The 12088-nt window shown below is 60.9% G+C and carries 14 protein-coding genes; all 14 read left to right on the forward strand.

Features of this window, described 5'->3' with window-relative positions; all coding sequences use genetic code 11:
- The first annotated feature begins 3 nt into the window (after window positions 1-3).
- The gene (locus G6N74_RS05995; RefSeq protein ID WP_165115343.1) at window positions 4-420 is read left to right on the forward strand and encodes a phage major tail protein, TP901-1 family; all 417 of its coding nucleotides are present in this window, start codon (window positions 4-6) and stop codon (window positions 418-420) included.
- Window positions 417-755 (forward strand): gene transfer agent family protein, encoded by a 339-nt coding sequence (locus G6N74_RS06000; protein WP_165115345.1) that lies wholly within the window; start codon window positions 417-419, stop codon window positions 753-755. Before G6N74_RS05995 ends, G6N74_RS06000 begins: the two co-directional genes overlap by 4 nt.
- The gene (locus tag G6N74_RS06005; protein WP_165115347.1) at window positions 752-991 is read left to right on the forward strand and encodes a rcc01693 family protein; all 240 of its coding nucleotides are present in this window, start codon (window positions 752-754) and stop codon (window positions 989-991) included. Before G6N74_RS06000 ends, G6N74_RS06005 begins: the two co-directional genes overlap by 4 nt.
- Window positions 976-1551, forward strand: a complete 576-nt coding sequence (locus G6N74_RS06010; RefSeq protein WP_165115349.1) for a phage tail tape measure protein — start codon at window positions 976-978, stop codon at window positions 1549-1551. Before G6N74_RS06005 ends, G6N74_RS06010 begins: the two co-directional genes overlap by 16 nt.
- Before the next feature lie 8 nt (window positions 1552-1559).
- On the forward strand, window positions 1560-2207 hold the full coding sequence (locus tag G6N74_RS06015) for a DUF2460 domain-containing protein (protein ID WP_165115351.1): 648 nt from the start codon (window positions 1560-1562) through the stop codon (window positions 2205-2207).
- Window positions 2204-3094 (forward strand): phage/gene transfer agent baseplate hub protein, encoded by an 891-nt coding sequence (locus G6N74_RS06020; RefSeq protein WP_165115353.1) that lies wholly within the window; start codon window positions 2204-2206, stop codon window positions 3092-3094. The genes G6N74_RS06015 and G6N74_RS06020 overlap by 4 nt, the downstream gene beginning before the upstream one ends.
- On the forward strand, window positions 3091-3540 hold the full coding sequence (locus tag G6N74_RS06025) for an NlpC/P60 family protein (RefSeq protein WP_165115355.1): 450 nt from the start codon (window positions 3091-3093) through the stop codon (window positions 3538-3540). Before G6N74_RS06020 ends, G6N74_RS06025 begins: the two co-directional genes overlap by 4 nt.
- Window positions 3541-3555: 15 nt before the next feature.
- The gene (locus G6N74_RS06030) at window positions 3556-7458 is read left to right on the forward strand and encodes a baseplate multidomain protein megatron (protein ID WP_165115357.1); all 3903 of its coding nucleotides are present in this window, start codon (window positions 3556-3558) and stop codon (window positions 7456-7458) included.
- A gap of 33 nt (window positions 7459-7491) precedes the next feature.
- Window positions 7492-7698: a hypothetical protein gene (locus G6N74_RS06035; protein WP_165115359.1), complete on the forward strand. Its 207-nt coding sequence runs from the start codon at window positions 7492-7494 to the stop codon at window positions 7696-7698.
- A 95-nt stretch (window positions 7699-7793) separates the two neighbouring features.
- Window positions 7794-8099, forward strand: a complete 306-nt coding sequence (locus tag G6N74_RS06040; protein ID WP_165115361.1) for a hypothetical protein — start codon at window positions 7794-7796, stop codon at window positions 8097-8099.
- Between the two features lie 79 nt (window positions 8100-8178).
- Window positions 8179-8844 (forward strand): response regulator transcription factor, encoded by a 666-nt coding sequence (locus G6N74_RS06045; protein ID WP_091913898.1) that lies wholly within the window; start codon window positions 8179-8181, stop codon window positions 8842-8844.
- Window positions 8845-8890: 46 nt separating this feature from the next.
- Window positions 8891-10267, forward strand: coding sequence for an ATP-binding protein (locus G6N74_RS06050; protein WP_165115363.1), 1377 nt, complete (start codon window positions 8891-8893; stop codon window positions 10265-10267).
- Between the two features lie 112 nt (window positions 10268-10379).
- Entirely contained in the window at window positions 10380-10844 is a 465-nt protein-coding gene (locus G6N74_RS06055) for an RT0821/Lpp0805 family surface protein (RefSeq protein WP_165115365.1), read from the forward strand.
- Between the two features lie 97 nt (window positions 10845-10941).
- Window positions 10942-12084: a c-type cytochrome biogenesis protein CcmI gene (gene ccmI, locus G6N74_RS06060; protein ID WP_165115367.1), complete on the forward strand. Its 1143-nt coding sequence runs from the start codon at window positions 10942-10944 to the stop codon at window positions 12082-12084.
- The last annotated feature ends 4 nt before the right edge of the window (window positions 12085-12088 follow it).

Raw genomic sequence — 12088 nt, forward strand, 5'->3', positions numbered from 1 at the left:
ACCATGGTCGCACAGAAGGGCAAGGACCTTCTTCTCAAGCTCGACTCCAATGGAGCGGGCAGTTTCGTCACGGTCGCCGGCCTGAGGTCGAAGCGGATCGCCTTCAATAGCGAAACGGTCGATATCACCGATTCCGACTCGGCCGGGCGCTGGCGGGAATTGCTTGCCGGCAGCAGCGTGCAGCGCGCCTCCATCGGAGGCTCCGGTATTTTCAAGGATGCGCAGTCCGACGCGACGATCCGGCAGCGCTTCTTCGCTGGTGAAATCTCCAACTGGCAGTTTCTGGTCCCGGACTTCGGAACCGTCCAGGGAGCGTTCCAGATCACCTCGCTCGAATATACCGGTAGCCACGACGGTGAGGTGACTTTCGAAATGTCGCTCGAATCCGCGGGGCCGGTCAGCTTCACGGTGATGCCATGACGGCAAACCGAAGGCGCGGTGAGATAGCGGCGGAACTCGACGGCCAGACATATCGGCTGTGCCTGACGCTCGGCGCGCTGGCGGAACTGGAAGCCGCCTACGCTGCCGACGATCTCGGCGCGCTGGTGGAGCGGTTTTCTCGCGGGCGTCTTTCGGCCCTCGATATGATCCGCATCATCGGGGCCGGATTGCGCGGCGCTGGCCATGACATATCGGACGATGACGTTCGTGGAATGCAGGCCGCAAACGGCGCGACGGGGTTTGCCTCGATCGTCTCCGATCTGCTGACCACGACATTCGGCACCGCGCAGGGTGAGCCGTCTCCAAACCCTTGAAGGCCGCAGCGGCAGAACAAAGCGAATTCCCGTGGGACCGTGTCATGGCCATGGGTTTCGGCCTGCTGCGGCTTTCACCAAAGACATTCTGGTCGATGACGCCGCGAGAATTTGAACGCGCCTTGAGCGCGCTGTCTCCGGGTAGGAGCGACGCGCCGCGGCGCAACGATCTCGCTTCACTCATGCGCGCCTTTCCCGACAAAACCTTACAGGAGGAAGCATGGCCGAAGACGTGATCGTCTCGATAAATGCCGACACGGCGCCATTCCAGACGGCACTCGAGAATCTGGAGAAAATGTCGGATCGCTTCGGCACCCAGCTTACCGGTGCGCTGAAAAACGCCGCGATCAATGGCCGGGAGCTCGACGATGTGCTGCGGCGCGTCGGGTTGAACCTGGCGGGGATGGCGCTTGAGCAAGGACTGAAACCGCTTCAATCGCTGGCCGGATCGCTCTTTTCGGGATTGCTCGGCGGACTTGGCGGGATTTTGCCCTTCGCCAAGGGCGGTGTTACCGGTCATGTGGTGCCGTTCGCCAGCGGCGGCGTGGTTTCCACGCCCAGCTATTTTCCCATGGGTCGTAACATCGGCCTGATGGGAGAGGCGGGATCGGAAGCGATCCTGCCGCTGCAAAGATCGGCCGATGGCAGGTTGGGTGTCGCGGCTTCGGGAGGCGGCTCACCGGTCAACGTCGTGTTCAACGTCACCGCTCAGGACGCGGCCTCGTTCCGCAAATCCGAAGCGCAGATAACCGGCATGCTGGCGCGTGCCGTATCGCGCGGCACAAGAACCTTTTGAGGACGAGCATGACGGAACTTTCCGGTTTTCATGACGTGCGGTTTCCGCTTGCGATCTCCTTCGGTGCGACCGGCGGGCCCGAAAGACGAAACGAGATCGTCGCACTGACCTCCGGGCGCGAAAAACGCAATTCCCGGTTCTCGCAGTCACGGCATCACTATGACGCCGGGACCGGCGTAAGATCGCTGGAGGACCTTCACGACGTACTGGTGTTCTTCGAGGCCAGACGCGGGTCGCTGCATGGTTTTCGCTTTCGCGATCCCTTCGATATGAAGTCCTGCCGCCCGGCCGATACACCCTCAGTGCTGGACCAGGCGCTGGGAAGCGGCGACGGCGCGACGGCTCGATATGCGCTGGTAAAGCGATATGGGACCGGCAGCGAAGCTTATCTTCGCTTCGTGCGAAAGCCCGCGCCGGGCACGTTGAAGGTTGCCGTCGGTGGCGTCGAGGTATCGGCCGGATCCTTTATCTTCGATGACGAGACAGGCGAGATCGTCTTTGCTGCCAATGCAATACCGCCATTGGGTGCTACCGTTACAGCCGGCTACGAATTCGACGTTCCCGTGCGGTTCGACACGGAGCGCATGTCGATGAGCCTGACCGCCTTCAAGGCCGGGCAGATACCGTCCATTCCGTTGGTCGAGGTGCAGCTTTGAGCGCCTATCCGCAGGCTCTTGCCGAGCATCTGTCGCGTGATGTCACCACGGTCTGCAACTGCTGGCGGATGACGCGGGTCGACGGGCAGGTCACCGGCTATACGGATCATGACCGCACTCTGCGTTTCGATGGAACCTCGTTTGAACCGGAATCGGGCTTCAGCGCGAGCGAAGCGAGAAAGACGATCGGGCTGGCCGTCGACACCGTCGACATCGAGGGTGCGCTGTCGTCCGCGCTTATCAGCGATGATGATGTTGCCGCCGGGCTCTACGATCGTGCGAAAGTCGAGACTTTTCTTGTCGATTGGCGCGAGCCTGGCAATTTTGCCTGGTTGCGCACGGCGACGATCGGGAAGATCACGCGAAGCGACCAGCGTTTTGTCGCCGAGCTGGAAAGCATGACGCATGCACTGGATCAGCCGAACGGGCGCTACGTGACCCGTTCCTGCGACGCCGAGCTGGGCGATGCGCGCTGCAAATTTCTGCTCACCCGCCCCGGATACGGCGGAACAGGCACGGTGATGACCCTGGATGGTGCCGACACGATTGTCGTTTCCGGGCTTGAAGCATTCGAGGCCGGTTGGTTCTCCCATGGCGTCCTGACCTGGACGGGTGGCGCGCGAGCCGGACGAACCGATCGGGTGGACGATCATCGATGCGACATGCGCGGTATCGTGTTGATGCTACGCCCCGGAAACGGCGTTGCCATCGGTTCGGGTGACAGCTTTTCGATCAAGGCCGGCTGCGACAAGACCTTCGCGACCTGCAAGGCAAAGTTCTCGAATTCTCTGAATTTCCGTGGATTTCCGCATCTTCCTGGAAACGACGCCGCCTATGGCTATGTCACGGAGGGCGGCCAGTTCGATGGACGTCCAGTCGTACCATGAGCGCCGAAGAGATATCGGCGGCGATTTTGGCCGAGGCGCGAAGCTGGCTTGGTACGCCCTATCGCCATCAGGGCAGCCGCAAAGGCGTCGGTTGCGATTGCCTCGGCCTAGTGCTCGGGGTCTGGCGCGAGATTTATGGAACGGAGCCGGAATTGCCTGGTCCCTATGCTCCGGACTGGGCTGAGGCGGGCGAACAAGACCTGCTGCTCTCCGCGGCACGGCGGCATTGCTTCGAAAGAGCAGCGGATGAGCTTACGGCAGGCGACCTGATCCTGTTTCGCTGGCGTCCACACCTGCCGGCAAAGCATGCGGGAATTCTGCTCGAGCAGGATCGTTTCATTCACGCTTATCAAGGCAGCGCGGTGGTCGTTTCGGCACTGGTGCCGCAGTGGAGACGCCGCATCGCGGGCGTGTTCGCCTTCCCCGAGTATTCCAAGAAAAACTGACCTCCGGAGGCCTTTATGGCGACCATTCTGCTGCAAGCCGCCGGGGCGTTTCTTGGCGGTGTGCTCGGTCCTGTTGGAAGCGCGATTGGGTCGGCCGCCGGCGCTCTGGCCGGCTATGCCATCGACCGGGCCTTGATCGGCAGCACCCGCAACGTGGAAGGACCGCGCATGACGGGCGCTCGCCCCTTCACGGCGGAGGAGGGGGCTTCGATCCCGCGCGTCTATGGTGCGGCGCGCCTGGGCGGTACCTTGATCTGGGCAACCCATTTCGAGGAAACCCGCACCACGAAACGGCAAGGCTCCAAGGGCGGGGCACGCGTCACCGAGTACGCCTATTTCGCCAATGTCGCCTTTGCGCTGTGCGAAGGTGAAATCGCTGGCGTTCGCCGTATCTGGGCGGATGGCCGCGAAATCGACCGGAGCAATTTCGAGATCAGGATCTATCGCGGAACCGAAGATCAGCCTGTCGATCCGCTGATAGAAGCCAAGCAGGGCAGCGGCAATGCGCCGGCCTATCGCGGTCTTGCTTATGTCGTGATCGATCGCTTTGCGCTTGGCGAATACGGGAACCGGATACCGCAGTTCCAATTCGAAATCCTGCGGCCGGTTGGGAATACGACCAGAAACGTTCGGGCGATCTCGCTCATTCCCGGGGCAACCGAATACGGCCTTTCAGCGGAACTGGTGACGCGTCAGAAACGACCCGGTGAGACTGCGGCCGAGAACCGCCATGTTCTTCATGCCGGAACGGATCTGACGGCATCGCTCGATGAACTCCAGATGCTTTGCCCCAATCTCGAGCGCGTGGCTCTCGTCGCCACCTGGTATGGCGATGACCTGCGGGCCGGGAACTGCAAGGTTCGTCCGGGCGTAACCAGCAGGCTTTCTTCAGGCTTTTCGCAAAGCTGGAGAGCTTCGGGCGTCAGTCGCGACGCTGCGATGCTTGTGTCGTCGGTTGACGGGAGTGCTGCCTATGGCGGTACGCCATCCGACCGAAGCATCATCTCCGCGATCCGCGAGATCAAGGCGCGTGGCCTGAAAGTGACGCTCTATCCATTCATCATGATGGACATTGCGGCCGGAAACACCTTGCCGGACCCTTATGGAGGGACCTCGCAGGCCAGCTACCCATGGCGCGGCAGGATTACGGCCTACCCGGCGGCGATGCAGCCGGAGACCGCCGACAAGACAACGGCGGCGCGAACGCAGGTGTCGGCATTCTGCGGCAGCGCGCAAGGAAATCAGTTCACGGCTTCAGATGGGACGATCCTGTTTTCGGGATCGGCGGATGACTGGGGATATCGACGGTTCGTGCTTCACTTCGCGCATCTGGCACAGGCTGCCGGCGGGGTCGATGCCTTCCTGGTCGGAACCGAACTGCGCGGACTGACCGCGCTGCGCGACGGAGACGACCAATTCCCGTTCGTCGAGGCGCTGTGCGCGCTGGCCGCCGATACGCGCGAAATCCTGGGCCCTGATACCGCCATCACCTACGGCGCCGATTGGAGCGAATATTTTGGCCATCACCCGGCCGACGGCAGCGGTGACGTCTGCTTTCACCTCGACGCTCTGTGGGCGCATCCGGCCATCGATGCAATCGGCATAGACAACTATATGCCGCTCTCGGACTGGCATGATTCAGATTATTCTTCGCAAAATCCTGACAATTTTTCAGGACCTTACGACGTGGGCGGCATGAGTGGCGCGATAGCCGGCGGCGAAGGTTACGACTGGCATTATGCATCTGATGAGGCACGAAAGCTGCGCGCCCGCTCGCCGATCACCGACGGAGCTCATGGAAAGCCCTGGGTGTATCGATACAAGGATCTCGTAAACTGGTGGGGCAATCCGCATTACGGCCGCCTGGCCGGACAGGAGGTCCCGGCGCCGACCGATTGGGTGCCGTGTTCCAAGCCGATCTGGTTCACCGAACTCGGTTGCCCCGCAGTGGACAAGGGGCCGAACCAGCCAAATGTCTTTCCGGATCCGAAATCGGCTGAAACCGCGGAACCGTATTTTTCAAATGGCGGCCGTTCGGATATGGCGCAGCAACGGTTTCTGGACGCTCACTTTCAGCATTGGGACCCGGCGGGACCGGATTTCAATAATGACAGGAATCCTGTCTCTCCGGTCTATGGCGGGCGCATGGTCGATCCGTCGCGCATGTATCTATGGGCGTGGGATGCGCGGCCATTCCCGGCGTTCCCGCTTCGCACCGATATCTGGTCAGATGGCGACAACTGGCAGCGTGGCCATTGGCTGAACGGGCGGCTTCAAAGCCCCGGCGTTGGCGCTCTGGTGAACCAGATACTTAGGGATCATGGTCTCCCGCCTGCCGAAGTCTCAAATGCCGATGGCACTATTCACGGCTATGTCATCTCCGACCCGACTACGGCGCGTTCGGTGCTGGAGCCAATCGTCGAACTCTTTGATCTTTCCGTCAGCGAGGAGCCCGATCGGCTCGTCTTTCGCAATGCCGGCTCGCAGGCTTCCGAGCCGGTCGAGATCGAAGAATTGGTCTGGAACGACGGGGATGCCGTGGTTGAAACCGTTCGCGTGCCCGACCATGAACTGCCGGTAGAAGGCATCCTCGCGTTTCGAGATCCGCTGACGGAATACCAGGCGGCATCCGTCAGAACCACTCGCTTCGGGGCGCCGGGCAGCCGGCAGCAGACCGTTTCGTTTCCGGGCGTGCTGGAAAAGGGGCAGGGCCACGCGCTTCTGGCAGACTGGATGCGGCGTGTCTGGTGCGAACGTGAGACCGTGACTTTCGCGGTTGCCGCGCAGACGGTCGGCATTGTTCCCGGTGCGATCGTGCGTCTGCCGACGCTCGCCGGCGGTTCTGAATTTCTGGTCACCGGAATAGAGGAGGGGTTGGTCCGCAAGGTCGCTGCCCGGCAGATAGTGCGCTCGGTTCCAGCGCCATGGCAGTCAAGCAGGATCGAGGCGAAACCGGTGGCGGCGCAACTCGTCGGCCTGCCATATGTGGAATTTCTCGACTTGCCTGCCTTGTCCGGCGGCGGTCTGCCTCAAGATCAGTTCAAGGTCGCGATCTGGCAAAAGCCTTGGAAGAGCCAGTTACTCTTCGTATCCCCGGAAGAGACCGGCTTCGTGCAACGCGCATCGGTTTCCCGCCTGGCCGATGTCGGCCGTTTGGTCGAAGCACTAGCGCCGGGATTTGAGGGGCGCGTTGATCAGGTAGGCTCCATCGTCGTTGAATTGTTCGATGCGGAAGTGGCCAGCGTCAGCCGCCTTCAATATCTGAACGGCGCGAACGCGGCGGCAATCAGATCGATGACCGGCATCTGGGAAATCGTACAGTTCCGGACGGCAGAGGAGATAGCTCCCGATGTCTGGCGGCTTGGCGATCTGTTGCGTGGTCAGCTGGGAACGAACGACGCGATGAAAGCCGGCGCCGCTGCCGGCGCCAGTTTCGTCATGCTGGACGATGCGGTTCACGTAGCGGGTCTGTTGGCCAGCGAAATCGGCCTTCCTCTCAACTGGCGCGCCGGGCCCGTGGGAGCGGATTTTTCTAGTGCCAGTTTTGTAACGCAATCAGCAAGCGGAGGATTGCGCGCGCAGTTGCCGTTGTCGCCAGTCCATCTGCGAGCGACAAGACAGACGAACGGCGACCTCTCGATTTCCTGGGTGCGGCGGGGTCGCATCGATGCCGATAGCTGGTCGCCGAGCGAAATTCCGCTCGGCGAAGAACGCGAGGAGTATCAGATCGAGATCGCCCGGCCGAACGGGGTTGCGCTTCGCGCCGTGACCGTTTCCGAGCCGAGGTGGCTTTATCAGGCAACTTCCATCGCGTCGGATCTGGGTGCCGCGGTCGGAGAGATCGACGTCACCGTGAGGCAACTCAGCGTGGCCGTCGGTTGGGGCATCCCGGCCAGCCGGCGGTTTGCGCTGAACTAGAATTCCGTTTCTCCTGAAAAGAAAGAGGCAACTATGAACGAAAGCAAACCCTGGTATCTCTCGCGCACGATCTGGGCGTCGGTGATAACCGTCATGGCCGCAACGGCCGGACTGATTGGCCTTTCGGTCGACGATGCCGATCAGGTTGTCCTGACGGACACGATACTTCAGGTTGTTACAGGGCTGGCGGGCATTGTTGCCATTATTGCACGACTGTCGGCTAGGGACCGGATTGGCTGAAACGACAGGGATAGTCGCAGGCTTGCCAGCCTGCTCCAATACTGCTGATCTATCGTTCATTTCACGTTCAGCAGTCATTGGGTAGAACGACACGCATGAAAACGCTTCGCTCAAAATTCCGGTCTGCTGCCCTGGCGCTCAGCGCCTCAGGCGTATTGTTGTCGGCGGTTTCCTCGCTCCCGGCAAGAGCGGACGAAATTTCCGGCGATCAGCCGCTGATCGTGGCTGCTGCCGACTGCTATTCGATCGGCCAGCAGGTGGCGGCCCAGAATGGCGGCACGCTTGCCAAGGCAAGCTCGGCAACCCGTGGCGGTCAGGCCGTCTGCGTGATCGTTGTGCTGGTGCCCGGCAAGGATGGCGAGCGGCCGCGACGCTCCGAGTTCGTCGTTCCGCAGAACTGAGTTCCGGTTTGCGTTGTTTCCCCACAACTTGGAATCGGCCTATATCTGACCTCGGTTGCGGTAACAGGCGAATAAAATCATGCGCATACTGGTCGTAGAAGATGACAAGGACCTGAACCGACAGGTCTCCGAGGCGCTCAGTGACGCCGGATATGTCGTTGACACGGCATTCGACGGTGAGGAAGGGCATTTCCTCGGTGATACCGAACCCTACGACGCCGTCGTGCTCGATATCGGTCTGCCGCAGATGGATGGGATCAGCGTGGTCGAACGCTGGCGGCGCAATGGCCGCAAGATGCCTGTGCTCATTCTCACCGCGCGTGATCGCTGGAGCGACAAGGTTTCCGGCATCGATGCAGGCGCCGACGACTATGTGACGAAGCCCTTCCATATCGAGGAAATCCTGGCGCGTGTGCGTGCGCTCATTCGCAGGGCCGCGGGCCATGCTTCCTCGGAATTGACATGCGGCCCGTTGCGGCTCGATACGAAGGCCTCGAAAGCGGATGTGAACGGCGTGCCGCTCAAACTGACCTCCCACGAGTTCAGGCTGCTTGCCTATCTCATGCATCATATGGGCGAGGTCGTTTCTCGCACCGAACTGGTGGAGCATCTCTACGATCAGGATTTCGATCGGGATTCCAATACGATCGAGGTCTTCGTCGGCCGGCTTCGCAAGAAGATGGGCATCGACATGATCGAGACGGTGCGCGGTATGGGCTATCGCATGCGTGAGCCCAGCGTGTGAGGCCCGAACGTCTCCAGACATCGATTTTGTCCGGCGGACATATTAGATGACCGTCGGACCTCGCTCGCTGGCATTTCGCGTCGTCGCCTTTTCAACCATCTGGGCGGTTCTTGCTCTCATTGCCATCTACACGGTGATCGCCACGCTCTATCAGCAGACGAGCGAACGGGGTTTCGAGAGCCTTCTGTCTGCGCATCTCTTCAATCTGATCGGGTCTGTTGGCGTGTCGGAGCCCGGCGTTCTGACCGGTGGCCCTGATCTCGGCGATCTCCGGTTTTCCGAGCCGAATTCGGGCTGGTACTGGGTGGTCGAGCCAGCCTCGCCCGGCCTGAGCGGTTCGCTTCGTTCGCTGTCGATGACGGAGCCGATTCCGTCGCCGACGGCCGAAGAGGTTCCGTTCAATTCCAGCTTCCAGCGCAACTACGAAACCCAGGGCATCGCCGGCGAAGACCTCGAAGTGTTTGAAAGTGAGTTCGTGCTCGATGCGAAAAATCGGATTGCGCGCTTTCGAGTCATGGGTAACCGGACGGAACTGGAAAATGAAATCGGCGTCTTCGAACGGCGGCTCGTTACCTATCTCTCGGTATTTGGCGTGGGGATGATCGCCATCAATGCGATCGCAATTCTGTTGGGTCTGAGACCGCTTGGCCGTGTTCGCGAGGCGCTGGCTATGGTGCGCGAGGGGACCGCCCAAAGACTGGACGGCAAGTTCCCCGCCGAGATCGAACCGCTGGCCAACGAAACCAACGCGCTCATCGATAACAATAGGCGTATCGTCGAGCGATCGCGCACGCAGGTCGGAAACCTGGCGCATTCGCTGAAAACGCCACTTGCCGTGTTGATAAACGAGGGGCGTGCCCTTGGCGGCAAGAAGGGAAAGCTCATCTCCGACCAGGCAACAGCCATGCAAAGCCAGGTCGATCACTATCTCCAGCGCGCACGCGTGGCCGCGCAGCGCGATAGTGTCGTCTACCGGACGCCCATTTCCCCAGTTCTGCATCGGTTGGTGCGGGTGATGGAGAAGCTGAAGCCGGAAAACCAGCTTACGCTCGTCGAACCGCCATCCGAGATAGTATTCGGTGGCGAACGGGAAGACCTGGAGGAAATCGTCGGCAATCTGCTGGAAAATGCCATGAAATGGGCAAATAGCACTGTGCGCGTTTCGGTTGACCAGGCAGTCCACGGCGAGGATGCGGCGGGCATGTTCTCGATAACGATCGAGGACGATGGACCGGGTATACCCGAGGAAAAGGCACGCGAAGCGCTAAAACGCGGTCGGCGTCTCGACGAAACCAAGCCGGGCTCGGGTTTGGGCCTTGCGATCGTTGCGGATCTCGTCAACGAATACAGTGGCAAGCTCATGCTCGAACGGTCTGACATGGGTGGTCTTTGTGCCATTGTTCAACTTCGCAGTGTGCAATAGGAAGAATGCGCCATTCGGCCATAGGCAAGCGGCCAAATTTCGGCCAAATATCAACACTAACGCAACGTCCAAGCCCTTGATCATGGTTGCAAATTCGGAGCTGGTGGTAAGCATGAAATTTCGCGTGACACTGGTTGCCGGACTGCTTGCCGTCTCAGGGTGTACGACGACCGGTTTGTCCGACACGAAAGTGGGCGCTGCCGCCGGCGCCATCGTGGGCGGTGTAACCGGAAATCAAGCCAGTTCGGCAAATGGAAAAGTCGCCTCGACGATCCTCGCTGCGATGGGCAATGGGCTGATTGGCGGCTCGGCTGGCGCCGGTATGGACGACCGGGACCGTCGAAGCGCGCTCGAAGCCGAGTATAAGGCTCTCGAATATACGCAAAGCGGACAGCCCGTTTCATGGAAAAGCGAGCGGTCAGGTTTCTCCGGCCAGGTGGTCGCGGCGCAACCTTACCGCGTCGGATCCCAGGATTGCCGCCAGTATACCCATACCGTTTACGCTTCCGGGCAGACCCGAACCGCGCGTGGGACGGCCTGCCGAAACACCGACGGCAGCTGGACTCCGCTGACCTGACGCCCTTTCAGCGTGTTGGCATAAGGTAGGGTTGGACGCTAATCCGCCGCAGGCGGATGATGTTGGCATGGAATCTGGTGGCGTCTATTAAGAGTGCATGATGTTCTGGATCGTTGCAGCCCTGCTCACGCTCGGTGCGAGCCTCGCGGTTTTATTGCCGCTGGCCGGCCGGTCGAAAGGCGATTCCGCGGGTAACGAACATGATCTCGAAGTTTACCGGGATCAGCTCTCGGAACTTGACCGGGATATGGCGCGGGGTCTGATCGCGCCCTCGGATGCGGAACAGGCTCGCGCCGAGATTGCGCGCAGGATTATCCGGGCCGGCAGCAGTGATGACAGAAGCGTCTCCGGTTTGCGCTTTGCAGCGAGCGGTCGGATACTCGGTGGCATGGCCGTCCTTGCCATTCCATTGATAAGCTGGGGGCTCTATGCGGTTATCGGGTCGCCGGATCTCCCTTCTCAACCGCTTCGGGAAAGATTGGCGCAAAGCCCGGCCGACAGTTCGGTCGATGAGCTGATTGCTCGGGCGGAGGGCCATCTCGCTGCCAACCCACAGGACGGGCGTGGCTGGGATGTGCTGGCGCCGGTGTACCTGAGGCTGGGTCGTTTCGACGAAGCCGCCACGGCCTATCGCAATGCCATTCGGCTGGAGGGCTCCACCGCCGCGCGTGAAGCAGGCTTGGGCGAAGCGATTACCGATGCCGGTGAAGGAATTGTGTCTTCAGACGCACAGCGTGCTTTCGAAAGGGCGCTGAAGCTCGAGCCTATGCAACCGAAAGCAAGCTTTTATCTGGCCACTGCGCTGGTTCAGGATGGCAAGATGACCGAGGCCGCCAAGGCTTGGGAGGCCATGCTTGCGCTCCTTCCCGGTGATTCACCTTGGCGGGGCCCGACAGAACAGGCGCTGGCCGAGACCAGGAAGCGCCTTGCGGAAGTTGGCCCGCAAAAGCCCTCCGTCGGCCCTACCCAGACCGAGATCGATGCCGCGGCTTCAATGTCGCAGACGGACCGGAACGCCATGATTGAAACCATGGTGGCAGGGCTGGACGAAAAGCTGCGCGAGAATCCAAATGATCCGGAAGGCTGGATGCGGCTTGTTCGTTCATATCTCGTACTCGGCAAAAAGGACGATGCGCGCGCAGCGTTCAATCGCGGCCTGGCCGCTTTGGGCGCTTCGAGCGAGGACGGTCGGAAATTCGCCGGATTTGCGGCCACCCTTGGCCTTTCGGCCACGGAGTAGCTGG

The sequence above is a fragment of the Mesorhizobium zhangyense genome (assembly GCF_011045115.1).
Taxonomy (GTDB): domain Bacteria; phylum Pseudomonadota; class Alphaproteobacteria; order Rhizobiales; family Rhizobiaceae; genus Mesorhizobium_M; species Mesorhizobium_M zhangyense.